32 protein-coding genes are annotated in these 23,060 nt (G+C 38.0%); 4 read left to right on the top strand and 28 right to left on the bottom strand.

Translation table 11 applies throughout. The features are described 5' to 3' along the window. Positions 1-157: 157 nt before the first annotated feature. The 10 genes from DWX61_RS10695 to DWX61_RS10655 form a co-directional block, all read right to left on the bottom strand. On the bottom strand, positions 158-514 hold the full coding sequence (locus DWX61_RS10695; protein WP_118625232.1) for a TnpV protein: 357 nt from the start codon (positions 512-514) through the stop codon (positions 158-160). 25 nt (positions 515-539) lie between these two features. Further along, a complete protein-coding gene (locus tag DWX61_RS10690; protein ID WP_244791028.1) occupies positions 540-1,742 on the bottom strand; it encodes a plasmid recombination protein in 1,203 nt (400 codons plus the stop codon). Positions 1,743-2,059: 317 nt separating this feature from the next. Beyond that, the gene (locus tag DWX61_RS10685) at positions 2,060-2,434 is read right to left on the bottom strand and encodes a hypothetical protein (protein ID WP_147419622.1); all 375 of its coding nucleotides are present in this window, start codon (positions 2,432-2,434) and stop codon (positions 2,060-2,062) included. Positions 2,435-2,478: 44 nt separating this feature from the next. Next, a complete protein-coding gene (locus DWX61_RS10680; RefSeq protein WP_118625226.1) occupies positions 2,479-3,420 on the bottom strand; it encodes a ParM/StbA family protein in 942 nt (313 codons plus the stop codon). A gap of 178 nt (positions 3,421-3,598) precedes the next feature. Beyond that, positions 3,599-4,813 (bottom strand): virulence-associated E family protein, encoded by a 1,215-nt coding sequence (locus DWX61_RS10675; RefSeq protein ID WP_353652872.1) that lies wholly within the window; start codon positions 4,811-4,813, stop codon positions 3,599-3,601. An 85-nt stretch (positions 4,814-4,898) separates the two neighbouring features. Continuing rightward, complete coding sequence (locus DWX61_RS10670) at positions 4,899-5,537, bottom strand: CHC2 zinc finger domain-containing protein (RefSeq protein ID WP_182433983.1); 639 nt, start codon at positions 5,535-5,537, stop codon at positions 4,899-4,901. Positions 5,538-5,614: 77 nt separating this feature from the next. Continuing rightward, positions 5,615-5,938 (bottom strand): plasmid mobilization protein, encoded by a 324-nt coding sequence (locus DWX61_RS10665; RefSeq protein ID WP_118625220.1) that lies wholly within the window; start codon positions 5,936-5,938, stop codon positions 5,615-5,617. After that, the gene (locus tag DWX61_RS10660; protein ID WP_270427422.1) at positions 5,928-6,839 is read right to left on the bottom strand and encodes a tyrosine-type recombinase/integrase; all 912 of its coding nucleotides are present in this window, start codon (positions 6,837-6,839) and stop codon (positions 5,928-5,930) included. The genes DWX61_RS10665 and DWX61_RS10660 overlap by 11 nt, the downstream gene beginning before the upstream one ends. Before the next feature lie 15 nt (positions 6,840-6,854). Continuing rightward, positions 6,855-7,007, bottom strand: a complete 153-nt coding sequence (locus DWX61_RS19295; protein WP_243164915.1) for an Arm DNA-binding domain-containing protein — start codon at positions 7,005-7,007, stop codon at positions 6,855-6,857. Continuing rightward, positions 7,004-7,198 (bottom strand): ICEBs1 excisionase, encoded by a 195-nt coding sequence (locus DWX61_RS10655; RefSeq protein ID WP_118625218.1) that lies wholly within the window; start codon positions 7,196-7,198, stop codon positions 7,004-7,006. Before DWX61_RS10655 ends, DWX61_RS19295 begins: the two co-directional genes overlap by 4 nt. A gap of 169 nt (positions 7,199-7,367) precedes the next feature. On the opposite strand from DWX61_RS10655, the gene DWX61_RS10650 reads away from it, so the two are divergent. Genes DWX61_RS10650 through DWX61_RS10640 form a run of 3 tightly spaced genes read left to right on the top strand, consistent with a single transcriptional unit; the run spans position 7,368 to position 9,254 of the window. Further along, entirely contained in the window at positions 7,368-7,913 is a 546-nt protein-coding gene (locus tag DWX61_RS10650) for a helix-turn-helix domain-containing protein (RefSeq protein WP_118625216.1), read from the top strand. 45 nt (positions 7,914-7,958) lie between these two features. Then, entirely contained in the window at positions 7,959-8,714 is a 756-nt protein-coding gene (locus tag DWX61_RS10645; RefSeq protein WP_243164914.1) for a phospholipase D-like domain-containing protein, read from the top strand. Between the two features lie 15 nt (positions 8,715-8,729). After that, entirely contained in the window at positions 8,730-9,254 is a 525-nt protein-coding gene (locus DWX61_RS10640) for a hypothetical protein (protein WP_118625206.1), read from the top strand. A 229-nt stretch (positions 9,255-9,483) separates the two neighbouring features. Here DWX61_RS10640 and DWX61_RS10635 read toward each other — a convergent pair whose 3' ends face one another. The 15 genes from DWX61_RS10635 to DWX61_RS10560 form a co-directional block, all read right to left on the bottom strand. Then, a complete protein-coding gene (locus DWX61_RS10635) occupies positions 9,484-9,783 on the bottom strand; it encodes a type II toxin-antitoxin system RelE/ParE family toxin (RefSeq protein WP_055306317.1) in 300 nt (99 codons plus the stop codon). 1 nt (position 9,784) lies between these two features. Then, the gene (locus tag DWX61_RS10630; RefSeq protein ID WP_005333597.1) at positions 9,785-10,033 is read right to left on the bottom strand and encodes a type II toxin-antitoxin system prevent-host-death family antitoxin; all 249 of its coding nucleotides are present in this window, start codon (positions 10,031-10,033) and stop codon (positions 9,785-9,787) included. Between the two features lie 135 nt (positions 10,034-10,168). Further along, positions 10,169-10,930, bottom strand: coding sequence for a hypothetical protein (locus DWX61_RS10625; RefSeq protein WP_118625204.1), 762 nt, complete (start codon positions 10,928-10,930; stop codon positions 10,169-10,171). A gap of 184 nt (positions 10,931-11,114) precedes the next feature. Beyond that, positions 11,115-11,294 carry a hypothetical protein gene (locus DWX61_RS10615; protein ID WP_118625202.1) on the bottom strand — a complete coding sequence of 60 codons (180 nt, stop codon included), beginning with the start codon at positions 11,292-11,294 and terminating at the stop codon, positions 11,115-11,117. 185 nt (positions 11,295-11,479) lie between these two features. Further along, the gene (locus DWX61_RS10610) at positions 11,480-12,535 is read right to left on the bottom strand and encodes a helix-turn-helix domain-containing protein (protein ID WP_118625200.1); all 1,056 of its coding nucleotides are present in this window, start codon (positions 12,533-12,535) and stop codon (positions 11,480-11,482) included. A gap of 162 nt (positions 12,536-12,697) precedes the next feature. Beyond that, positions 12,698-13,285 carry a helix-turn-helix transcriptional regulator gene (locus tag DWX61_RS10605; protein ID WP_118199748.1) on the bottom strand — a complete coding sequence of 196 codons (588 nt, stop codon included), beginning with the start codon at positions 13,283-13,285 and terminating at the stop codon, positions 12,698-12,700. Positions 13,286-13,484: 199 nt separating this feature from the next. Beyond that, positions 13,485-13,859: a TnpV protein gene (locus DWX61_RS10600; protein WP_118625198.1), complete on the bottom strand. Its 375-nt coding sequence runs from the start codon at positions 13,857-13,859 to the stop codon at positions 13,485-13,487. Between the two features lie 4 nt (positions 13,860-13,863). Continuing rightward, entirely contained in the window at positions 13,864-15,258 is a 1,395-nt protein-coding gene (locus DWX61_RS10595; protein WP_286188076.1) for a plasmid recombination protein, read from the bottom strand. Next, positions 15,230-15,442 (bottom strand): hypothetical protein, encoded by a 213-nt coding sequence (locus DWX61_RS10590; RefSeq protein WP_118625194.1) that lies wholly within the window; start codon positions 15,440-15,442, stop codon positions 15,230-15,232. The genes DWX61_RS10595 and DWX61_RS10590 overlap by 29 nt, the downstream gene beginning before the upstream one ends. Positions 15,443-15,519: 77 nt before the next feature. Further along, complete coding sequence (locus tag DWX61_RS10585) at positions 15,520-15,747, bottom strand: DUF5348 domain-containing protein (RefSeq protein WP_055258605.1); 228 nt, start codon at positions 15,745-15,747, stop codon at positions 15,520-15,522. 191 nt (positions 15,748-15,938) lie between these two features. Beyond that, positions 15,939-16,178 carry a hypothetical protein gene (locus DWX61_RS10580; RefSeq protein ID WP_055060781.1) on the bottom strand — a complete coding sequence of 80 codons (240 nt, stop codon included), beginning with the start codon at positions 16,176-16,178 and terminating at the stop codon, positions 15,939-15,941. Between the two features lie 67 nt (positions 16,179-16,245). Further along, positions 16,246-17,268 carry an AAA family ATPase gene (locus DWX61_RS10575; protein ID WP_237949107.1) on the bottom strand — a complete coding sequence of 341 codons (1,023 nt, stop codon included), beginning with the start codon at positions 17,266-17,268 and terminating at the stop codon, positions 16,246-16,248. A 125-nt stretch (positions 17,269-17,393) separates the two neighbouring features. Next, positions 17,394-17,714 carry a plasmid mobilization protein gene (locus tag DWX61_RS10570; RefSeq protein WP_118411515.1) on the bottom strand — a complete coding sequence of 107 codons (321 nt, stop codon included), beginning with the start codon at positions 17,712-17,714 and terminating at the stop codon, positions 17,394-17,396. After that, positions 17,704-18,816 (bottom strand): site-specific integrase, encoded by a 1,113-nt coding sequence (locus DWX61_RS10565; protein ID WP_118625192.1) that lies wholly within the window; start codon positions 18,814-18,816, stop codon positions 17,704-17,706. Before DWX61_RS10565 ends, DWX61_RS10570 begins: the two co-directional genes overlap by 11 nt. A gap of 2 nt (positions 18,817-18,818) precedes the next feature. Beyond that, a complete protein-coding gene (locus tag DWX61_RS10560; protein ID WP_005611072.1) occupies positions 18,819-19,013 on the bottom strand; it encodes a hypothetical protein in 195 nt (64 codons plus the stop codon). A 184-nt stretch (positions 19,014-19,197) separates the two neighbouring features. On the opposite strand from DWX61_RS10560, the gene DWX61_RS10555 reads away from it, so the two are divergent. Next, positions 19,198-19,647 carry a helix-turn-helix domain-containing protein gene (locus DWX61_RS10555; RefSeq protein WP_118625190.1) on the top strand — a complete coding sequence of 150 codons (450 nt, stop codon included), beginning with the start codon at positions 19,198-19,200 and terminating at the stop codon, positions 19,645-19,647. A 429-nt stretch (positions 19,648-20,076) separates the two neighbouring features. Here the strand turns inward: DWX61_RS10555 and DWX61_RS10550 are convergent, their stop codons facing one another. From DWX61_RS10550 to DWX61_RS10540, 3 genes are all read right to left on the bottom strand, one after another. Continuing rightward, complete coding sequence (locus tag DWX61_RS10550) at positions 20,077-20,574, bottom strand: nucleotidyltransferase domain-containing protein (RefSeq protein WP_009247521.1); 498 nt, start codon at positions 20,572-20,574, stop codon at positions 20,077-20,079. An 84-nt stretch (positions 20,575-20,658) separates the two neighbouring features. Further along, entirely contained in the window at positions 20,659-22,203 is a 1,545-nt protein-coding gene (locus tag DWX61_RS10545; protein ID WP_009247522.1) for an ATP-binding cassette domain-containing protein, read from the bottom strand. A 453-nt stretch (positions 22,204-22,656) separates the two neighbouring features. Beyond that, entirely contained in the window at positions 22,657-23,034 is a 378-nt protein-coding gene (locus tag DWX61_RS10540) for a TnpV protein (RefSeq protein WP_009247523.1), read from the bottom strand. Between the last annotated feature and the right edge of the window lie 26 nt (positions 23,035-23,060).

Genomic DNA, 23,060 nt, shown 5'->3' with positions numbered 1-23,060 from the left:
ATTTTTTTGCCATTCATCCTCAAACACCCACAATAGCTCACTTAATTCTACTTCCTGCAATTTATTATATAACTATTTTCCGCACCTGCGTTTACATTATGTTCAAACTGGTTGCCCTTTCAAAGCATTATTACTTTCTGCCTGTTTTTCTCTTATCTTAGCCATTGCAATATATTATTTCCTCTCTCACAATCTCTTCTGCTCTTGCCCGGATATTATTCATCTTCTGCGCCCAAAGCATCTGATTCTCCTCTTTCAACTGCTCTGTCACTCCTTCACGTTCTGCCATCTGCTCCACCAGTACATCAAACTGTAACTCTGCCTGTTCCTGCACCATGAGCAGATGTTCCTTTAGTTTTCCACTTAGAACCATCCCCTGATAAATGCCACTTTTATATTCTTTCAGATAATTTTTCCGCATCAATCCGAACTTTCTCAGTTCTTCTCCCGGCTCCGGATCAGGAATTATGTTCGGTATCAAATAATCTCCACACTTCTCGTAAGTTAAATTCATTGTACGTTCCTCACTTTCTTCAAATTTACATTTCCTGCTGCAATTTTTTCTTCTTATCCAGCATTTCCTGTTGTGTTATCTTTCTCTGTCGATTCTGCTCCGCTACATCCGCTTTTTTCTCTTCGAGTTTTTGCTTGAAGGATTTTGGCGCCAGTGATTTTACAAACTCCACAAACGCCTCTCCAAGTCCCCTTGATGCCACAAACTGTTTTAACTTCTCAATCTGGTCAGTAAGGGTTGCTATTTTCTTCTCCAAAGCAAATATTTTCTTTTCATATTTTTCCAGCAAATAATTCCTTGATACTGCCCGGCTGAAAGCATCCATAATCTTATTCCAATCATTTTTCTTTACCTTGACATATTCCTCACCGCCAAACAGATGATTGACCGGAATTGCTGCACTTTTTATCTTCTTGGTTTCTGCATCTACTTCTTTTGAAATGTTCTTTAGGGTAGTTGCTCTCAGATCATGCTTCGCAAGTAATTCCTGATTGCTTTTATCCCTTGCCTCCAGTTCATCAATCTGATTCGCCAACTCCCCGGCTTGTGTAGCAAGTTCCCTGTTATGTATCTCCATTTCCTCTGCCTGTTGTTCCAGTGCTTCCACTTTCTGCATCGCAGCTTTATACTCCGGTAGGGTAAGGTTATCTCTCTGTACGCCCAACACCTCGACATCAATCCCTTTTTCCTGACAAAGTTCCGTCAAATAAGCTCGCTCCCTCTGTTGCCATGCAACTGTTTCATTTTCCTTTTTGCTGACCGCCTTTGCAAATCCCATTTGCTGCAATGCCTTAGTCAGACTGTTGCGTGTTTTCATGCCTGTTTTATAGCCATTTGCAACCGGAATATAATCAATGTGCAAGTGTGGCGTTGCTTCATCCAAATGCATAACACAATTAAACAGATACAAATTGGAATTACGTTCCTGAAATGTTTTTGCATATTGCTCCAATATTTCAATGGCTGCCTTTGCCTCCTCAGTAAGCTTTCCATCTGCACCCACCACAGGAGTGTCATCCTTTTTGCCTATCTGAACGATATTCTCGTAGAATGTCTTTTCCTTATTACCGGAATTCTCTATTTCTTTCATATAATTTTCTTTTCTACGATCCTTTCGCTTTTGTGCTGCATTATAATCCCTAAGTGCCTGCCCAAAGCATTTCTCATATGCCTGTTCCAAAGATTCCTGTATATAAATTCGGTTCCAAGCTGTCCTTTCGAGTACCACATTATTACTGATAAACTCTCGGTTATTATGCGTCAGATGTCCCTTTCCCTTTGGAAAAGAAATTGTTTTTGTTCCCAGTCTTTTTACCTTCTTTCCATTTTTATATAACTGCTAACTACGGTTTTGTTACTTTTGTCAAAAGTAACTCCTTATTAGTTTTGACGCAGGCATCAAAACATAAGTCGCTCTCCGAGGGCTCTGCGAGGCTCTTGCCAGCCTTATGGCTGGCATATCTGCCATGTATTCTATGGCAGATTTCTCACTCCGTCAGATAATCCCCTTCCATCGTTCGCGCTGGCTGACGGTACCGGATATGTCTATTCCGGTACCCACTCACCCATTGCAAGTGCCATCGTCATCATTGCATCTGACATATCCGACTCTGGCACTCCTGGTGCTTCTTTCCCTATATCAGTCCTGTCAGCCCCTGTCTGTGAAGCAGCATGTTGGGCATTTCCATATAGACTTTCCAATTCCTCCAGTAGTTCTCTCTTTAATGTTGATAGATGCATGGAAAGTATCTGCTCCGTTACACACTCTGAAAGGTTTTGTTGCAATGCTTCTTGTTCTATTGCATGGTTTCCATCCAATATCTGAACAAATTCATCTGAAAGTATTTTCCCGTAAGAACCTTCTTTTCTTGTAATACTCTGCAAATATTCCCATGTTCTACGCTGATTTTCATCATCCATGCAGAAGCGCACGTTACTTGAGCGGTATTCCTTCCGCATCTGAATCATCCTCTCATTCTCTGTTTCATTATGGCAAGTGCCTCATAACCTTTTGCATTAGCACATATATCTGTGATTACGGATACTTCCGGTTTGGCTGTCAGATCAGAGAAATTTTGTAAAAGACAGCCTCCACCACCAATGATAAAAAGGTGCACCAGTTCTTCCCTATATCCATGCGCTATGAGTTTCTTCATAATTTCTACCGTATAATTTTCCGCAACCCGCTTGGTAGTCATAGCTACTGCATCTGTCCTGTCCCCGATTCCATTCCTCAAAAGCGGCTCAATCAACATCTCCGACACATCCACTCCACTGTGCTTTGATACTTCTTTTTGTATCTTTTCCATACGCTGATGTACCCCGAACACTTCTGTGCTGATGCTGTTTTCCATCGGTCTGCCATCATGAATTTCCAAAATGCTCATGGTTCCGTTTCCTATATCAACCAACATATTCATCCCCGGCATAGAGCCTTGATTATGTACTGCTGCAAGTCCCTGCGGAAAGATTTCCAAGCCACATAAATGGACTTTGTATCGTTCCTTACGGAATGAAAAATCCAGATCCTTTTCACGCATGAGATAGTTTCTCCATTCCGCTGCCTGCGTCTTTACCCATGCTAGAGGTAATCCCACTGCAAGCACCACATCTGCCTCATGCAATCCTCTATACTTCATTTCCTCTGCCAGTCCTGCAAGTGTCAGAATATAGAAATCATCCAATTCCGTTTTATTGCCCTGATATACCAGATGGCTCTCACCAATCACGTAATATTTATCCCTATACTTTACATAATTGGTACTGACAATCGGCTCCTCGTCATAACACTCTATCCCAGTCTGAAATACCCGGTGTGCTGTCTTGATATTTCCATAACCATGATCCAGACCTACATAAATTTTCCCTGTTGCTTTATTACTTTTCTGATAATTAAATTTCTGCATCTATTTTTCCTCCTGCTGTTTACATTTGTTATTGCAATACTCTTTTGCTGTTTTTCCCGTTTACATTGTTTACAACTGCTGTACCTTGCATATTTACTGGATTTTTCCGTAAACCATAGTGTTTACTATCTCGCATACACAGACTGTAAACAGAATTTGTAAACAAGTATTAAAAAACTTATTTTTTATCAAATGGTATTTCTGCATGTTCCGGCAATTTATGAAATTCTTCTTTATCGACTATCCTGCGCCATCCTCTTTGTATTCCATATTCTGCAAATCGGTGGGACGATATTTTCTCCCAGCCGGAAATACTGTTGTTCATGACATTATTGATTTCCTTTAATTCCCAGTCCTTCGGCATATCGTATTCATGGTCAAATGCTTCTTTGTAAATCATGATGCTGCATACATAATCCTGTGACAGTTCATTTAGCCACAACTGGATAATTCCGACTTTCGCATCCTCCGGCATAAACTCTTTCTGCATCTGGCGCAGATAATTTTCTGTATCTTTGGATAATTTCAATTCATGCTGACCGCTTCGATACAGCTCCATTGCCTCTGCCCATGCCTGAATGATATAATTCCTTGCCTCTTTCTCGTCCTCCAGAATATGCTTCTCCACTCTGTCCGGATGTACCAGTATCGGTGCAAATCTGCGATTGCCGGTTCTGTCTAATGGTAAAAAATCCATGCTGTTTGATGTGCCAACAAACACGCATTGTCTTGGTCTGTCCTCCGGATGTGTTTCATAAGGAATTTTATAAGTTTCTTTCTGTCTGCTGATAAATGATTTGATATCTTCAATACTCTTGGCATTGACCGTAGCCATCATCTCTGACATTTCGATAATCCAATGCCTCTGCATTTTCCGGTATACATTATCATCATCCATGCGCTTCAGATCGTCCGAGAACCATTCATCATTGATTGCAAGGAACCGGAAAAATGTAGACTTTCCTGCGCCTTGTCCACCCACCAAACACACCATGATTTCATACTTACATCCCGGCTCATATACCCTATGTATCGCCGCCAGCATGAGAAGCTGCATCATTTCTCTGGTATAGGCATCCTCCTCGGCTCCCAGATATTTAGGAAGCAATCTTCCAATTCGATACTTTCCATCCCATACAAGCTGCTCCAGATACTCCCGAATCGGATGATATCGGTTCTCGCTGGCTGCGATATTCATGGCTTTGTTGATGTTCCTCTCATTTTTCAGTCCATACTGCTTTTCCAGATACCAATGAAGCTGGTACACATCGGTATCAGTTAGACTGGAAGATGTTCTTTCCCATCCAAGATCACCAACAATATCTATTTTCCCGGAAAGTTCATTTTTTCTGATGGCACCTTTTAACAAAGGATCTCGCTGAAAAACAGTCATACAATTATCAATGCTTTGGCAGATATTCCCTTTATTATTTCTTACAAGGTCAGCCTGAATATCCTCTGCACTGCTCTTTTCCTCCTCAAGCACTTTCCTGACATCGTCCCATGATACATCTGCTCCACTTTCTGACATTTCCTGCAACCTGCTCCACCTCTTTTCTGCCCTGCATAAATAATTCTTTTTTCTCCTGCTCACTTCCCATACAGAGAATATCCAGCCAATAATTGATGATTGGTTCTGCATGAAGCATCATGGCGTAATCCTCTGAAAATATTACATCCGGTGGCTTGCCATAAAGCAGCTCTCCACTATATTCAATCTGTATCATCGCATCTTTTAACAGTTCTATTGTTTCCTCACACCATCTGGAAAATTTTTTCTTAATCTGAATAATGCGCATGCGATCCTCTTTTTCCCTGCGAAGTCTTTCTTTTTCTTCCCTGCTCATAGCTTCTGTATGGATTGGCAATCCAAAATCCTCAATCAATTTCTTTGCGGCATCGTATTGGGATAATCCATACATTCTTGCTGTGTAATCAATCACATCTCCACCCACACCACATGCAAAACAGTGATAATTTTGATCCACCTTCATGCTTGGATGTCTGTCATCATGGAATGGACAGCAGGCTGTTCCATTTCTGCGAATATGAAGTCCATAACTTTCTGCCACCTGTCTTGTGATTAGATGCTCTTTCACTTCTGAAAATATATTCAAATCACAAATTTCTCCTTTCCTGCGGAGAAAGCCTTTGCTATAATAAATTTGTCGTAGATAGAAAGGCTTTATCCTTTTTATTCTTTCATGTCCCTGTTACCAGCAGGGGCATTTTTCTGTAATACAATCAATTCTTTTAGCAAAGCCAGCAAAAGCTGCTCATTCTCTGAATTTCCATTGTGCAATTCCTCACATATCCGCTCTAACACCTTTGATAATCGAAATGACATATAATTGCCTGACACTACCTTAATTTTCTGCTCTAAAACTGCCTTTCGATAATATTCACCTTTCGGCACTCCCGATAATATAATTTTTGCCTCAACTTCTGCTTTTTCTTCATCACTCAGCCAGAATGCGATTGTGTTATGCCGAAATCTATCCTCCCGTTTACACGCCATCTTCCTCACCTCGATCCACTTTTCCAAGACGGTCTGCAATTTTCTCCTGTGCATCCCTTGACTGGTGGCAATAGGTTTCAATCGTTGTCGTCACCTTTCCATGTCCCAGCCTCTTAGCAATCTCAATCGGACTGAACCCCATCTGCACCAACATACTTGCATGACTGTGTCTGGTACAATGTACTGTGATTTTCTTAACTCCAGACAACTTAATTCCGCGTTCCATCTCATGCTCAAAGAAACTCTTTGTTCTTCCTGCAAATAATCTGGTTCCTGTTTTTGGTCGATACAATGTGCTGATATATTCTCGAATCTCGTCCTGCAATTCCTTATGAATAGTTATCACTCGCACCGAACTTTCTGTCTTTGGAGCTGTAATCAAATCTTCTCCATCAAGCCTTGTAAGTGATTCATCCACCCGGATAGTTCCATCCTCGAAATTTACATCTTTCACCTGCAAGGCAAGTAATTCTCCGATACGCATACCTGTCCAGAACAATATCTGAAATGCCATCCATGAATCTCTTTTATCCATGATTGCGTCTGAAAATTTCTGAAATTCTTCCAGCGTCCAGTAGGGACGTTCATCCGCTTTACTTTTCCCCATACTGCCTGCTTTGTAGCATGGATTGGAACGTAATTCATAGAATCGTACCGCATAGTTGAGAATGGAACTAAGCTGATTATTGATTGTTTTCAGATAGGTAGGCTTAAATCCTTTATCAATCATTTCGCCTTGCCACTTTCGTATCATAGGAGCTGTGATTGCATTGATAGGTGTATTTCCAAAATACGGAAGCACCTTGTCTTTCATCACATATTCTTTCTGCTTCATGGTGGTTTTCCGTAATCGTTTCTCCATGTCTTCCTTATAGATCTCCCAAAAATCATTCAAAGTCATGGTTGGATCAGACGTTTACTGCAATATGAAATGCGCATACCATTCCTCAGCTTCTTTCTTTGTCTTAAATCCTCGCTTCTGTGATTTTTTCTTGGTTCCCGTCCAGTCTGTCCACCGGTACTGGATATGCCACGTTCCGTTTGGATCTCGTTTTGCACTGCAGCTCATGCACTCACCTCCTTGGCTCCGCCATACCATTTCTCACGAAAATACTCCACCGGAATTTTACCTGCGATTGTAAGGAAGCCTTTTCCAGCAAGTTCCTTATTCATTTCTCGCAAAATCTTGTAAGATTTTCCCAGGCTCACACCGAGCATCTTTGCAATATCTTCTGCACTGTAGTATATTTTTTCGTTCATAGCGTTTTTTTCCTTTCTTTGCTTCTGCATAGTATCATTTTGTTTCGTTTTTATAATATCGTAACATTTGTTTCGTGTCAATATCTTTTTCCTTTTAATTTTTTATCTTGTGTGGTATGCTATACATGATGTTGAAACATCCATAGCTTTAAAGCAGGAGGAAATCACAATGACAGTTGGTGAAAATATAAGGCGCATCCGACAAGAACGACATCTCACTCAAAAACAGTTAGGAGAAATGGTCGGTGCAAGCGAAGCCTACATTCGTGCATACGAAAGCGGCAGAAGAAACCCCAAACCATCTTCCCTTGAAAAAATAGCAGAGGCACTTGCGGTCAACCCTGAAGTCCTTGCAAATTCAGACTTTGATGGTATAAAAGCTATACATCGACTTTTTCAGATATTCCGCCAGTATGACGGTTCATTATTTGAATATCAGGATAAAGACGGAAATGATATGGTAGGCATCAGCTTTGGAACATTATCGCTGATGCGATCATGGTTAGAACGCTATGAAAAATATATGGATGAAGTCGAGAAATGTAATGAAATCAAAGATGTGAAAAAACGTGGGGAAGCTCTGCTGAAAGCGGAGGCTGACTTTAATCTTTGGATGGATATTTATCCGGAATCGGAGGCATGGCAGGAACGACTTAGGATTCAGAAGACACATGATGAGGTTATGGATAAGATGGGATTGAATCATAATGGGTAAAATATGTATGCTTGACTCACCCTTAATATTCATAAAGAAAGGATTATGACAATGACCGAAGACCAATTTTTAAAAACGATGATTGAAACCATTAAATATGATGATTACGAAAAAAAGGAAGAGATGCTAACTATTCTGCGTAATTCCGTTATATACTTTGATAAAACAAGTTCCTTTGCCACAAGATCTTGGCAATGCTGGGAGAATATCGATCTTAGAGTTCCTATTCCCCTTTTAAAAGAAGCAAGGAATTTGCAAAAAAACTTACAAGATATTGCATCTATGGTATATATCGAAACAGATGATTATGATTTTAATCAATTAAATATAAAACCTAAACCTATTGATTTAGATATCGATAATTATAAGGAACATGATGCATTTTTTTCAGAGATTAAAGACACCATTATACAAGGAATCCGCAATGCAAAATATTTGATTTGGTGTGCAGTTGCTTGGATTACTGACGATGATATTTACAATGAATTACTCCAAAAAAGGAACAATGGTATTCAAATACGAATTCTTACTTCCGATGAACCTTCTAACAGTCGATTACTAAAAAACTTATGTGATAATTTTGAAGTAGTAAAAATTCCTCAATGGGGTGAAAACTCCCGGAACAGGATGCATGATAAATTCTGTATTATTGATCTTGAATATGTTATGCATGGCTCATACAATTGGAGTAGAAATGCAATGAGTAACAATGAAACATTAGCTACTGCACTGGATAAAGATTTTGTTAAAAAATTTGCAGATGAATTTATGTTTTTATATAATGCGCACAAACATGATTAAAAGGAGGATACACATATGGATACTATATACACTACTGAATTAGTCGCTTTAGGAGCATCTCTTGCAGAATTAGCAGTAAAGGGAACTGCCACCGCAGTCTCAACAAAAATCAAAGCTATCAGAGATGAAAAGAATACTGATAAAGTTCGTAATACTTATGACGAAATTGTGAGCGAACTACTTTTGGAACGTGACGAAGCAATACGTATTGCACAGTCTTACAAGTCAGAACTTGAAAAAGTTGTTATTAGTGACGAAGATATTCAACACTTACATAATACCGTTTCAAATATACTTGAAATTATTAAATCTATACAAATCGCAAATGCCCTTCCAAAGGGAGAAGATGAAATTGCGAAGGTCAAATCTCAAGTTGAAAGTTATGAACAAATCAAAGAATTAATTAGTGTTGACACACTAAAAACAATGCAATTATTAGGTTTTAACTATAAAGCAGCAATCGGAGAGCCTTTAACAGAAATATGTGCAAATGCGATTTCAAAATTAGGCAATAAAACTACTGTATCTAAACGTAAATAAATATTTTGTACCCAAATCGTACCCATTACCATCTAAAAAATCCCTACAAAGCCCATAAATACAAGCTTTGTAGGGATTTACCTTTTTATTCAAACTCGCAAATAAAATCTTGTCACTATACTTTTTAGTATTGGTATTATGGTTCTATTTGGTTTTATATGTGTTCAACTGTCCTAAATCCATAGGCTGTACTGAACAGTGTTATCAAATTGTTATCACATCTCTGTTATCAATCAAAGATTCTCGTAATATCCTGATATCGGTTAACTACACGATAAATCTCTACATATTCATTACCAATCTTGTAGATAATTACATAATCTTCCCATATCGCATATTTATAATCTGTCCGAAAGCTGACCCGTTTGGATAAATCCGACCCCATTCCCGGAAACATCTGAAGATTTTCAAATTTACCATAAATCTCTTTTATCGTCTTTGCAGCATATTCTTCATTATCCTCAGCAATGTAATCTCGGATATTTTTCAAATCCTTTGCAACAATCGGATTGATCCGCAGTTTTAACATCTTATTCCCCCACAAGTGCTTTTAATTCATCCAAATCCAGCCAGCCTTCTCCGTCTTTCACTGCTTCTTCGGCTTCCTGCAGCTTCATCAGAAGCTTTTTCTCTGCCCGGTCACGCTCATAATCTTCAATATCCATGACAACGAAACGTCCTCTGCCATTCTTGGTCAGATATACTGGTTCTCCTTTGTGACAGTTCTTCAGGACTTCGTTATAATTTCTCAAATCAGATACTGGTAAAATATTTGCCATATTCTTTCAGCTCCTTCCTTTGATTTCAAATTGTTTCTGCTACTTCTATTATACACAAAAAGCTGTAAAATTCAACGTAGATTTTTACAGCTTTGTATATTCAGAATTTTACAATTTTTCATACTGCCGATAATATTACTCTTTTTCTTCTCCCATATCTACTACTGAATTAGCCTTTTTATAAATATCTATTCCCATTTTACTTTCCACCAATCCGCAAAGAACACCTATTAAAATTTGTATTTCTTCGTAATTCTTAATGCTATCTGTTGTAATATTCCCTACAGTTATTGTAGCAACACCGCATGATAAAAAAAGTTCAAATATCAAAGAACAAACCCCAATATATATCAATCTAATGGTTGGTTCTACCATATCTTTTTCTATAAGTGACATATCTTCAAATTCAAGCTGGAATTTTCTTGCACCATAAGATATCCACGCACCCGTCATCGCTCCAAGCCATGTATACCCCATCATTGAAAAGACATTATTCTTTAACAAATGGAATAATATACACATTGTACCACCAACTATCGCTGATAAAATTATAGCTGTAATGCCTAACCTTTTCATATATTGATTTTTTATACGTTTTCCTTCAATATGTAGCATTTCAGCTTTCAATTTTTCCAACGCAACCATTGCCATTTTAGGCTGTGCACCATTTTCTGGCACTAATCCCACTTGAGTAAGATTTAATAGTTTCTTAAAATATTTTCTTTTAATGTCATCTGATGTTTTATCTAACGCTTTTAGAACATTGCAAGTATTCTCTACTTCCGAATATAATATGCTCTGTGCTTCCGGCACTTCATCATCAATATCAGGACGAAGATCACACTTTATATCAAATTGCTCATCCTCGTTTTCGTATACTACAAAATATCCCTTCATTTTTACAATGGTCTCCCACACGCTTTGCATACCTTTGTCGACAATGACAATGAATGCTCTAATCGACTATCGATTATCCCACTTAATGATTGCAATTCCGCTAATAATTGAACTTCTGAATCTGTCTTGTTGCTTTTTTGCAATAATTTCATTTTTAATTTTCTAAGTTCTCTATAATCCATATTTACAGCCTCTTTCCACATGTTGGGCATACTTTTGTTGACAATGCCAAACTTTCTAGTAAAATACCTTTGATTTCATCTAATTCATTCAGTTCTTTCAATAGTTGTTCTTTATCAATATCAATTTGCTCCCTCCCCTCCTCTAATTGTATTTTTAGTTTTCTTAACTGTGGTGATAACATTTATTTTTCTCCCTTTAACATTCTTTCAGCTTTTGCAAAACGCCTGAAAATATTTCTCAAATCAGATACTGATAAAATATTTGCCATATTCTTTCTGCTACTTCTATTATACACAAAAAGCTGTAAAATTCAACGTAGATTTTTACAGCTTTTATTTTATCATTTCTATATATTTTTATCGCAATCTATTTCAAATATTGAGAAAAAATCGCCTCCAGTTCTTTATTTCCTTTCAAAAATTCATACTCTTCTTTATTTTCAATTTCTGTAGCTAATGCACGAACAAAATTATTTCCAACACCTGAAAAAGACTTTCCCTGCACTGTATCCGCATATCTGTAATATAAAGGTGATTCCACCATCTTCCATGGCTTCTGTGACTCCATCAGCACTTCTTTTATCAACTGAATACATTTTTCTACATCCTTTCGATACACGGCAATCAATAGATATGGTACTACTCTACCGTAATCCCACAGACCAAATAACGATACCATATGTTCTGTGATTTCGGCAATCTCCTCTGCTTTACAATGATTTCCGGTTTCTTCTTCCATTTCTATCAACTTATACAGATAGTTTTGTATATTCGTAACTGTCTGCATCAATTTTCCCTCTAAAAAGAACGCTGCAATATCTGTCCCTTCCTGGTGTGCTAATACATTCGTTTTCATAATTGTGGCATCTATCACAGTATCTGGAATTTTATCCAAAAAGATATTTGCTTCTTTATATTTTTCCATTTGTATATATTTCGCCGCAAGCATAAAAATACTAGAAAGTCTTACCTTTTCATTCGGACTTTCAGCAGTTCGTTCCAGCCATTCAACAATCACATTATTGCATTCCAACTTTTTCTCATCATCAACATCGGATAAAGTTAACGCCGCATTTAAAACAGTAGCAATTGAATAAATCAACGAATCACAATGAGGATATTCCTTTATTTTATTTCTTCCCATCTCAAAAGCTTTTATAAAGCTATCCAATGAAACTTCCGAAAGCTCATTCACAAATTGTCCAATCTCTTTTTCTGTCAATTCTTCACGAAATGAAAATAGTTCATTCATATCAATTTTTAATAATCGAGCAATTGCCGGAAGTAATGATATATCTGGATATGTGTTTCCTTTTTCCCATTTATTTACCGCAGGAGTAGAAACGTCCAAATAATCCGCCACCTGTTCTTGTGTTAATCCCGCAGTTTTCCGATAGTTTTTTATCTTCTCACCAATTTGCATTGTTCCTACCTCCTGTTTATATTCTCATTATAGTATTTCTAATATGTGTTTACAATTGAGCCTTCGTTTAATTATGGCTTCGATTTCTTAACTACCGGTTAAAATCCGCGAGAAAAATGCTCTATTTTATAGTTCTACAAATCAAAATATCCTTAAATTTAATTAATTCAAGAATAAGTGCATCAGTACTCCAATTAAGAAGCAAATCATCGCTGTAACACCCGCACTGATAATAACCTTTAATATATTTTGATAAGGACGTTTTCCCACTTCAACTGCCTTATGAAGCTCATCCAATTTTTTTCCCTCCGTAAATGCAACAATTTCCTTATAGGTTTGTATATCATTTTTCTTTTTTAGTTTTTCAACCTTTAACGCCCAGTACTGTGTAATAATAAATAAAATCCCAAACGGAATATACGCATACCTTCCGAGCCACATAAACAAAGGTACTGCCGATATAATCAACACGGCCAAATGAACTGTATAGATGGAACCATAATAATTAAACTTTTTAATTTCTTGCTCGCTAATAATTTCTTTCATTTTCTCTATATCTCCTTTAATTAATTGATCGAGAGATACATTAAACAATGAACTAAGAAGTAACAAGCTATGAATATCAGGATAACTCTTTTCGTTTTCCCAATTAGAAATTGTCTGTCTTGTTACATATACCTTTTCTGCCAATTCCTCCTGTGATAGATGAAGCTCTGTTCGGTATTTTTTTATCTGTATACTCAGCTCCATATAATTTCCTCCCTTCGCAAGTAATTTGTTCTCTTGATCTGAGCCAAGAATAATCATTTTTTCATTATCTGTCTATCAAAGATATTTTACTTAACGGAAAACACAATGTCAAAAGAGTTTTACACTACAACACTCATGCCTTTTCAGCAATTTTTATTTTCATCTTTGTAAAGAGCAGCCTTTCGATCACCCTTTCTACTCACATATATACCCTCTCTTTCAACACAATTTCTTCCGCACTAGCTTTGACATTATTCATCAATCTAATCCACTTCATCGGATTCTGCCTCTTTAAGTTTTCATTCACGCCCTGTTTTTCTGCCATCTGTTTCATTAACACTTCTACCTGCTCTGTTACTTCCTGGTCAATCTGATTCAGATGTGCTGTCAACTTGCCAGATAATAACAAGTTTTGATACCGTATTGGTCTATGCTCTTTCAAAAACTGTTTCCATAACATTCCATATTTTCCATATGTCGGTTCTTCTTCATTTAATACCAGATCCGGCAAATAATAATCTCCACACAGAGTATAGCTTAATCCGTTCTTCTCATCACAAATGTGTTTTTCCATGATTTTATCTCTCCATTTCTCTATTTTTTGATTTATTTTTCTTACGCTGCTGATTCTCCATCTCACTCTTTTTTACTCCCCAGGCTAATCTTTTATGAATACTTCCCTTCGGCATCTGTTCCATCCGTTGCTTTTCTTCCAGAGCTTTCTCGTTGCGAATATCTTGCTGTATTGCCGCCTCTACAGTTTCTAATCCCAGAACACGCACAACACGGTCATACCTATCAGAAACGTCTTGCATTATATTCTTTTCTTCTGCTAATTTATGATTTTCTTTACGCATATCATCTAACGCCTTCTGAATACCGTTATATTTTTGTTTCAGCTTTTGATATTTACTCTTCCAATTTTCCACCTCTTTTGTAAGTTCTTTAACCTGCGCAGCCATTGCCCCAACCTTATTTTTTATCTGAAGAAACAGCGGTTTGATTTTTTTGTCCCGGTAGGTCGCTGCCCGTTCCAACGTGCCAGCTTCCGGTAACAACATTTTAACTGTTCCATATTCTTTTATTTCCTTACTCAAATTATCCATAATCGGCTGTAACTGTTCCCTGCGTTCTTCCAAGCTTTTTAATTGTTTTTCTGCTGTTTCTGCACGCTTTTCTGCTGCTTTTTTATCTCTGACCGCCTGTTCTTTACTTTCCTTCAAAAGCTGTACATCTTCTCTTGATTCAGCGATTTGTAAGGCCAATCCTTCGTTCTCTGCTGTCAAGTATTCTTTTTCCTGTTCTAGCGCCTGTACTTCCTTTTTCCGTTCTTTCTTTTTGAAATTGTAAACGTCCAAATGCTCTTCATGAGTACCTTTCTGTTCCCATTCAATTCCATATTGCTTTGCAATTTCTGCCAGAACTTCTTTTTCATGATTTATCCACTGATTCATCTCCGTATCGTGCTTATTTCCGCCTTGAAATCCCAGACTTTTTAATGCTTGTTTCAGTGAAACCCTGGTGTCCATTCCTTTTCCTTTCCAGCCAGTTACATAAGGAATGAAATCGATATGCAAATGTGGAGTAGCTTCATCCTGATGCAGATAGCAACTAAATACCCGAAGTGTCGGATTTCGTTTCTGGAAATCTTTCACATACTCATTCAGTACCTTTACAGCCAAATCTCCCTCTTCTGTTCCAACAGCCGTATCTTCTCGGTTTCCAATCTGGAAAATCACTTCATGGAACAACTTTTCCTGTTTCCCCTGACGAATCTTTTCATAATAATTCGTGATCTGCCGATCTTTTCTCTTCCCGACATTATACCGTTCTACAGCTTCATCAAATAGTCCTTCATAGACATCTTTCAGATTCTCATTCTGGTAACAAATATTTAGTTGTACTCTGTCTGGATCAACATTTTCTGCTATAAAATCTCGTCTGTTATGAGCCAGAGAACCAGTCCCGATCATACCACTGATTGTTCGTTTCATCGTCATCTTCCTCACCCCACTTTCTAAAACCAGTGCCAGATATGGCACATAAATTTGTATATTTGCCAGCAATGGCATAAAAAGAAATCTTCGCCGGATACGGCGGTTTTGTTACTTTTGTCAAAAGTAACGCAAAAGCACTTTCGACATCCGTTCCGTCCATCAAAAGTACCCTTGCGCCCTGCCGGGGGCTATTCCTCCCGTTGGTCGTTTCACTCCTGCGTTACTTGTATGGCTGATTTATCCCGGTATCCTTGCCCGGATATATTCTAGGTCACCACAATATGGTGTTCCTACAAGATACCATTCTCTTGCAGGATTCATTTCCATCCTGGTCTGAACCCATTCATCATCAAGCAACACTTCCAGACATTCTCCACAGTGAAATCCCGTATCAATCCATAAGTCTGATGATAATAATCCATATCTTTTGTTATAACTGTTGTATCCTAATCTTCCTTCTCTCATTGTGACATTCTCCCTTCATTTATCGTTTTCCATAGGGCGCCCTGTTTTAGGGCCCCCTTTACAATTTTTCAGCTCCAAACAAATTGTCAATATATTCATAACGTTCCGTCTGCGCCTTATCATCCCTCTCCTTTGTCTGCTATCTACAGGTGCGTGACACGCTCCTGCAATAAGGCAATCAGAGAAAATCTTTACCATCGAAAGTTCTCTGGTATTCCCCGCCTGTCCAGATATTCCTGCCGGGATTTTTCCCGTTCTTCCTCTGTCGGTGCAGTTTTATATTTGCTGTATAATTCTCGGTTGACCATTGTATCCAACTTTCTTTCCAATCCCTGCCGAATTATTTCTTCGCTTTCATAGTTTTCCATCAAAAAATATTGCAAAAGTTGAAAGAACAACTCGTATGGGATCTGCACATTTCTGTTTTTCATCCTATCTCCTTTCAAGGTGGCAAGATGCCCTTTTCTTAAGATATGGTCACCTTGCCATCTTCCCTTTCTATTCAGGCAGCACCCAGTACCACTGATTTCCCCGTTTTATCGAATCTACTTCCAGTTCTGACTTCGCATTTCTCAGCGTTTTTCCTTTGATTCCACGCTTCGCAGCTTCTTCTAATATTTTCTTCTGTGACATACCACCATCTGCCAGTATCTCAAGCAGAAATTCTTTCGCTTTCCGGCTTTTCTGTCCCTTGCCATCTCCATTAAGCAACTCGTCTGCACTGATATCATATTCTCCAATCCACTCAAATCCATTATCCTTATCTAATCGAAAAGCAATAGATTTTCCTTCTGGTGCTAAAGAACTTTTCGTATGGCACACCACCCTCGTTTCTGGTTCTTCCTTGATTCTGCCAACAATCAGGACACTTCTTGCTGCTGCTTGAAAGTCAATGGATCCAAGTCCACGGTAGGAAGATTTTCCGTTACTGTTTTTGTTCATATGTCCGATTAAGATAATCGCACAGTGATATTTTTCTGCCAGCACTGCAATGCGCTTCATCAGCGGACGAATCTCATTTGCACGGTGCATATCAACTTCAGCTCCCAAGAATCCCTGAATTGGATCAAGCACAACCATTCTTGCTTTTGTCTGTATAATTGCCTCCTCCAGCCGGATATCTGCCATTGTCAATGGCTGGTCTGTATCATCAATAACCAGCACCTTGGAGCAGTCTGCACCTGCAGCAAGCAATCTGGGTTTTATGGTATCTCCCAAACCATCCTCTGCTGTCTGGTAAATCACATTTACAGGTACTTCGGCATTTTCTTTATCATCAGTTAATGAAACTGTCGGAAGAATTGCTTCTCCTCTGGTCAGTTTTGCAATGATCTGAAGTACCATTGTAGTCTTTCCTTCTCCCGGATCTCCTTGGATAATCGTTACTTTCCCATATGGGATAAATGGATAGAGCAGCCATTCAATCTGTTCAACTTCTACCTTATCCATGTTGATAAGCTTCAATTTCGGCTCCATTCTTTTCTGTACTGTTTTCTTTGCTTCTGTTACTTTGTTTTCCATCAGTTCCTCCATATTTTCCCGTTGAAAGAAAGAATGGATTTTGATAGAATACTCATAGAAACATTTTGGAAGAGTATTCTACCAAATCCCTGCCTTTAGGTGTTTGCCGACACTTAAAGGCATTTTTATTCATCTTTCATTCCATCCATCGTTACTGTAATCAACTGAATTACTTCCAGTAAATCTTCTGACACATTTTCTCCTTTTTTCATACTCTTCAATTCATTCAATACCTTTGCAAGTTCATTTTTCAATGCCTTATACACTCTCGGATTCCCGGTTACTACAACCTCTTTTTCCTGTAATCTCCGGATAATATACTCTTGTTTCGTCAATCCTGATAAGCGGACTGCTGTTTCCAGAAGTTCATCTTCCTCTGGTGACATTCGAAACGCTACAACCTTATTTCTCCAACGTCCCTGTTGATCCAGACATTTAGCTGACATTTGCAAGTCCTCCTCCCATTTCATTCGGTTCTTCCTTCATATTTTCCGCATCTAATTGCTCTGCCATATCCAACTGTACCGATGGAAACAGGTGTGCATAACGGTAAGTGATCTTTTCTGCTGAATGACCAACTCTTTTTCCAATTGCCAGAGCTGTATATCCCATATTGATCAGTAAAGATACATGACTGTGCCTAAGATCATGAACACGGATTTTCTTGACACCGCATGCTTTGCATCCCCTTTCCATCTCATGGTTCAGGTAATATTTTGTCACAGGAAAAATACGGTCATCAGGTTTCAAACTGTAATATAATTTTAGGCAATCCTGCATTTCATCACATAGAAACTGTGGCATCACAACTGTCCTGATACTGTTTTTCGTTTTCGGTGTCGTAATTACATCTTTTCCCTGTAACCGCTGATAGGACTTATTGATTCGCAGCGTTTTCTTTTTAAAATTAAAATCCGCCGGAGTCAAAGCCAGAAGTTCTCCCGAACGTATTCCGCACCAGTAGAGTAGCTGAAACGCATAGTATGAAAGAGGCTTATCCATCATTTCTTCTGCAAAAAGTTTATATTCTTCTTTTGTCCAGAACAGCATTTCCTTTCCTTCCTCTGTTCCTAATGCTCCAGCTTTTCTCGCTGGGTTAGTACTGAGGTCATAATATTTCACTGCATGATTAAAAATGGTACTTAACTGTCCATGTATCGTTTTCAGATACGTCGGAGACAAATATTTCCCCGTCTTTGTTTTTAGTTTTCTCATCTGGTTATGCCAGTCCATCACATCTTTTGCTGTGATTTCCGACACTTTCCGCTGTCCCAGATAAGGCAGAATCTTTTTCTGGATAATATTTTCTTTAGTAAGCCAGGTACTCTGTTTCAGAGATGGTCTTACATCTTCTTCATACAAAGCACAGAAACTTTCCATTGTCATATCCAGACTTGCTTTTTTCTGCAGTTTAAACTGTAATTCCCAGTCCGCCGCCTCTTTTCTTGTAGCAAATCCTCTTTTACATTTTTGCTTTCTTGCACCTGTCCAGTCCTGATAGCGGATCATTACATACCAGGTGCCATTGTTGTTCTTGTAAATTGCCATTCCTAATTCCTCCCATCATTTGATCTGGTTCCGTAGAACTGTTCGTAAAAATATTTGCGGTCAACTTTTCCAGCGATTGTCTGACATCCCATTGCCTGTAATTCTCTGTTGAGTCGCTTCATCAGCTTATAAGCGTAGGATTCTGACACTTCGAGGACTTCCATGACCTCTTTTACATTCATAAACATTTTACTCATTGTAAATCCCTCCTTTGTTTGTCACTATACATTTCTGTATAGCTCGTATGATACTATACTTTTTTGTATTGGTCAAGCGTTTTCAGCGTAAACTTCTATACTTTTTTGTATGGTTTTTTCTTGTCTGTACTATACAGATATGCTATACTCAACCTATCAAGAAAAAGACAGGAGATGTAAAACTATGGCAATAGGAGAAAGAATCCACCATTTTCGACTTCTGCGTGGATTCACGCAGAAATATTTAGGGCAACAACTCGGATTCAGCGAATCACAGGCTGATGTCCGTATTGCACAGTATGAAAAAGGTGCCCGCAGTCCAAAAGAAAACTATCTGAATGCACTGGCTGATATTTTTGAGGTCTCTCCGCATGCACTGGCTGTCCCGGATATTGACAGCTATGTAGGACTTATGCATACTTTATTTGCATTAGAAGACCTTTACGGACTTCATATTGGTGAGATTGATGGAGAACTCTGCCTCCGGCTGGACAAATCCAAAGGAACCACCTACCTTTCTATGTTTGATATGTTCCATGCATGGCAGGAACAAGCTGAAAAGCTAAAATCCGGAGAAATCACTCAGGAAGAATATGACCAGTGGCGGTATAATTATCCAAAAAACTGCAAATAAAAACCAACGAAAAAAGGCCTTACCAAATTGATTTCACTCAATTCAGTAAGACCTTTTTGTTGGTTTCACACATATTACCTGATAACCACAAGATTCCGGATAAATAATGCCAAAATCTCTCGTGTTATTATTTTGTTATCAAATAGAACTTTATCTGCTCGGAAACGCCCTGTTTATAAGGCTTTCCAGAAATTTTTAATTATTCGAACTCTACAAAGACTAACGCTTTTTGTTTAGGAATTATTCTCTGTAATGTTTCTCGTTCTTTTGATTATTTGATATATCCATATTATCCTGCCTATACGAGCTAATGTTATCATTTTGTTATCGGCATTGATAACACCTACTCGATAACTGTGGATAATAACTATATGTAGCATGTCAAATTATAAGCTATTTTGCTTAGAGATTCAACACAAAACTGAAATTTTACTTTTCCTTATATTCATCTGGTATTGCTATTTGAAATGTTTCACACAACAGCATCACATCATGCACATCATTTTTATCGTGTTCATATCCCAAATGAAGCATTACCTGACTCAATGGTTCAATACAAGAAACAGTTATATCTCCAACTTTTCCAATACCGGAAAAAGTTTTTGATGGAAATATATCTCCCTCATAAACAATTCCGTCATCTGTAAATTCAAAACAATGTAAATCAATGATTCTTTGTTTATCATCTTTCCAGACAGTATGACCATCCGTTGTATAATCAGTATTTACTTCCTCAAATCCATGCTGCTTAATCACATAAATATAATCATGATAATGTTTCAGTTCAACAAACAAATCAATATCATTGTGTATTCTTGATTCTCTTTTAAGAAGTGCATCAACACCCCATCCGCCATCTAAATATACTTTAATTTCGTTTTGCAAAGCATATTTTATAATTTCACATGCATCTTCTGTACGTACCATAATCTATCCTCCAAATTCAAATCTTTGTATGCTTTCCAACTCACTAAAAGCCTGAAATTTGTCAGTCTTTCATCCTTTTTGTTATCAATCACCAATTAGCTGTAATCCATTAGGATTTAGCTGATATATTTTATCGCACACCTCTTCAATATACTTTCTATCGTGAGAAATGCTAATGACAGCCCCCGGAAATTCTCGGAGCATTTTTCTTATTACCGGACCGGACAATGGTGAAAAATTTCTTGTCGGTTCATCCAGAATAAGAACATTTGCACCACTTAAGCTCATCCTCAAGAGAAGCACTTTCGCCTTTTGTCCGCCTGATAACTCCCGAATCGGATGCTCCATTTCATCTGGTGTGTATTTAAGTGAACCAAGGTATGTTCTAATTCTTGTACGCTCTTCTTTATCTCCTGTTTTATCAAGGTAATCAACCGGTGTAACATCCAAATCCAGCAGGTCTTCATAAGTTTGAGGCATATATTCTGCTTTAATGTCATTCCGATTTAGGAGTTCTTCCGCTATCTTTTTTAGAAGAGTCGTTTTTCCTGCCCCGTTGGCTCCTATCATACAGATTTTTTCTGAACCTTTTATTTTTAAATGAATTCCTTCTGCTAAAATTCTTTTGCCATCCGGAGTCACAAGCTTTGAAAGTTCATATTCTATGACCGTTTTTCCTGCGGGAATGTGTGAGTTTTCATCCCCTAATTTGACAAAGATTGCTTCTTCCTGTTCCGGCATCTGAGTCATATTTTCATCTTCTTTTTCAAATCTTCGTTCCATTGCCTTAACCGTATGCATTTTGTCCTTTAAGTTTTTGGCAACAGACGGTGCTTGTCTGGTACAACTTCTTAATGCACCTTGTACACTCTGCATAACTCTTTGATATTTTTCATCGCGAATCTTTTTCTCCCTACGGTCACTCAGTGCCCGCTGTTTTTGGATTTCAAATTTATGAAGCCGTTCTTCCACATAGCGTCTATAGGGAAGCTTTGCCACGGTATATCTCGCCTTTGTTTTTCGTATAATCTGCTCGATATGTATCACCATGTTGGCAGTACGCTCTATCAGCGTTTCATCGTGTGAAATAAAAAGCACAATGTGCTTCCAGTCATTTATGATTTTTTCCAGTAATGTAAGCGTCGCAATGTCGATGTCATTGGAAGGTTCGTCCAACAACAGCACAGAAACATCGCGAATGAAAAGCCTCATAAGTTGTGTCTTGACTTTTTCGCCTCCTGAAAGACTACCCATTGTCTGGTTACTGTAGAAAAAATCATTTTTCATTCCAAATTTTCCCGCAATAACAGACAATTCTTTAGGCGTTTTCTCCCAGAATATTTCCTCTTCAGAAAAATATTCGTATATTGTTTTTTCCTTATCTTCATCGAGCATCTCCTGCGGAAGATAACCAAGACGTTCGTGTCCCATTATCCTTTCCCCATCTGCTTCTATATAGTTTTCTACAAGCGACGGATTGTATATCCACTTCATTAATGTCGATTTCCCATTTCCCTCTTCTCCAATAATAACTGCCTTATCTCCATCATTTAGCACAAGGTTGAAATCATTAAGAATTATTCTCAGGTCTTTTTTATGTGTTAAATTTAATTTTTTTATCTGCAACATTAAAGTTTCTCCTTTTCGAAGTCTGAGCCAATTATTATTTTGAACACACAAAAACGAGTCTTTTTTGCATACGCAAAAATAGACTCGCTAAATAGCCCCTTATTTCTTTTCCAAAAGGAAAACAAAGGAAATGCCTCTTGCGATAATCCAACTTAAGCGTACACAAAACAAACCTATTCTCTACAGGCTCAATAACTATATGTGTCTTACTTAAATCAAATTATCTATTAATCATTTCCTCACCTTACACAAAATGTGCCTTTCTTTCTTCTAATGGCAATACTATCATACTGTATTTTTTGTGTCAATACATTTCACCTTATGGAAGTGCAAATTAAAATTTTCACTTCCTAATTATACATCCAACCATTACGAAATTCAATCTTTCACAACCTCTTTACAACCACAACCACAGCACTCCAGCAAACGCAGGAGCACCATACCGTAAAACGCTTATGTGTAAATCAACTCCGTTCCTACAACTTCCCTCACACAAGCCTGAATATTATTCATTCTTCCAATCCATTCGTAGGGATTATCTTTCTTTAATTGTTCCGTCACATCTTGTCTGTCGGCATATTCCTTTACCAGTCGAAGAAACATATCCTCTGCTTGCTTATCGACTTCTGCAAGATAACTATGCAGCTTTCCGCTTGTCAGCAGGTTCATATATAACACTTTATAGTGTTCCTTTAAATGCCTTGCATGTCGTTTCCCCCATAAACCAATCGGCTCTATTTCTTCTTCGGCTGGTACTGTGATGTTCGGCAATAAATAATCACCCACCTGTCTATAAGTTCCGCCCATTTCTTCAAAAATTGTCTTTGTCATTTTCCTTTTCCTCCTGTGATTTTTGT

Origin of the sequence: Ruminococcus sp. AF20-12LB (genome assembly GCF_003478985.1) — a bacterium.
GTDB lineage: Bacteria > Bacillota > Clostridia > Lachnospirales > Lachnospiraceae > Blautia_A.
The sequence above is the reverse complement of the archived record's forward strand: the minus strand, read 5'-3'. Positions and strand labels throughout refer to the sequence as shown.

Coding starts and splice junctions, on each gene's coding strand:
- DWX61_RS10560 (WP_005611072.1), bottom strand. CDS start 19,013: ATGAGTAAAATGTTTATGAATGTAAAAGAGGTCATGGAAGTCCTCGAA.
- DWX61_RS10625 (WP_118625204.1), bottom strand. CDS start 10,930: ATGAAGGGATATTTTGTAGTATACGAAAACGAGGATGAGCAATTTGAT.
- DWX61_RS19295 (WP_243164915.1), bottom strand. CDS start 7,007: ATGAGCTGCAGTGCAAAACGAGATCCAAACGGAACGTGGCATATCCAG.
- DWX61_RS10635 (WP_055306317.1), bottom strand. CDS start 9,783: ATGTTAAAACTGCGGATCAATCCGATTGTTGCAAAGGATTTGAAAAAT.
- DWX61_RS10545 (WP_009247522.1), bottom strand. CDS start 22,203: ATGTTGCAGATAAAAAAATTAAATTTAACACATAAAAAAGACCTGAGA.
- DWX61_RS10565 (WP_118625192.1), bottom strand. CDS start 18,816: ATGGCAATTTACAAGAACAACAATGGCACCTGGTATGTAATGATCCGC.
- DWX61_RS10585 (WP_055258605.1), bottom strand. CDS start 15,747: ATGAGAGAAGGAAGATTAGGATACAACAGTTATAACAAAAGATATGGA.
- DWX61_RS10605 (WP_118199748.1), bottom strand. CDS start 13,285: ATGGAGCTGAGTATACAGATAAAAAAATACCGAACAGAGCTTCATCTA.
- DWX61_RS10655 (WP_118625218.1), bottom strand. CDS start 7,198: ATGAACGAAAAAATATACTACAGTGCAGAAGATATTGCAAAGATGCTC.
- DWX61_RS10600 (WP_118625198.1), bottom strand. CDS start 13,859: ATGGAAAAACACATTTGTGATGAGAAGAACGGATTAAGCTATACTCTG.
- DWX61_RS10645 (WP_243164914.1), top strand. CDS start 7,959: ATGACAATGACCGAAGACCAATTTTTAAAAACGATGATTGAAACCATT.
- DWX61_RS10695 (WP_118625232.1), bottom strand. CDS start 514: ATGAATTTAACTTACGAGAAGTGTGGAGATTATTTGATACCGAACATA.
- DWX61_RS10640 (WP_118625206.1), top strand. CDS start 8,730: ATGGATACTATATACACTACTGAATTAGTCGCTTTAGGAGCATCTCTT.
- DWX61_RS10550 (WP_009247521.1), bottom strand. CDS start 20,574: ATGGTACGTACAGAAGATGCATGTGAAATTATAAAATATGCTTTGCAA.
- DWX61_RS10570 (WP_118411515.1), bottom strand. CDS start 17,714: ATGTCAGCTAAATGTCTGGATCAACAGGGACGTTGGAGAAATAAGGTT.
- DWX61_RS10660 (WP_270427422.1), bottom strand. CDS start 6,839: ATGACTTTGAATGATTTTTGGGAGATCTATAAGGAAGACATGGAGAAA.
- DWX61_RS10650 (WP_118625216.1), top strand. CDS start 7,368: ATGACAGTTGGTGAAAATATAAGGCGCATCCGACAAGAACGACATCTC.
- DWX61_RS10575 (WP_237949107.1), bottom strand. CDS start 17,268: ATGGAAAACAAAGTAACAGAAGCAAAGAAAACAGTACAGAAAAGAATG.
- DWX61_RS10665 (WP_118625220.1), bottom strand. CDS start 5,938: ATGGCGTGTAAACGGGAGGATAGATTTCGGCATAACACAATCGCATTC.
- DWX61_RS10555 (WP_118625190.1), top strand. CDS start 19,198: ATGGCAATAGGAGAAAGAATCCACCATTTTCGACTTCTGCGTGGATTC.
- DWX61_RS10630 (WP_005333597.1), bottom strand. CDS start 10,033: ATGGCAAATATTTTACCAGTATCTGATTTGAGAAATTATAACGAAGTC.
- DWX61_RS10680 (WP_118625226.1), bottom strand. CDS start 3,420: ATGCAGAAATTTAATTATCAGAAAAGTAATAAAGCAACAGGGAAAATT.
- DWX61_RS10580 (WP_055060781.1), bottom strand. CDS start 16,178: ATGAAAAACAGAAATGTGCAGATCCCATACGAGTTGTTCTTTCAACTT.
- DWX61_RS10590 (WP_118625194.1), bottom strand. CDS start 15,442: ATGGACGGAACGGATGTCGAAAGTGCTTTTGCGTTACTTTTGACAAAA.
- DWX61_RS10685 (WP_147419622.1), bottom strand. CDS start 2,434: ATGGATGATGAAAATCAGCGTAGAACATGGGAATATTTGCAGAGTATT.
- DWX61_RS10540 (WP_009247523.1), bottom strand. CDS start 23,034: ATGACAAAGACAATTTTTGAAGAAATGGGCGGAACTTATAGACAGGTG.
- DWX61_RS10675 (WP_353652872.1), bottom strand. CDS start 4,813: ATGACTGTTTTTCAGCGAGATCCTTTGTTAAAAGGTGCCATCAGAAAA.
- DWX61_RS10615 (WP_118625202.1), bottom strand. CDS start 11,294: ATGTTATCACCACAGTTAAGAAAACTAAAAATACAATTAGAGGAGGGG.
- DWX61_RS10595 (WP_286188076.1), bottom strand. CDS start 15,258: ATGATCGGGACTGGTTCTCTGGCTCATAACAGACGAGATTTTATAGCA.
- DWX61_RS10610 (WP_118625200.1), bottom strand. CDS start 12,535: ATGCAAATTGGTGAGAAGATAAAAAACTATCGGAAAACTGCGGGATTA.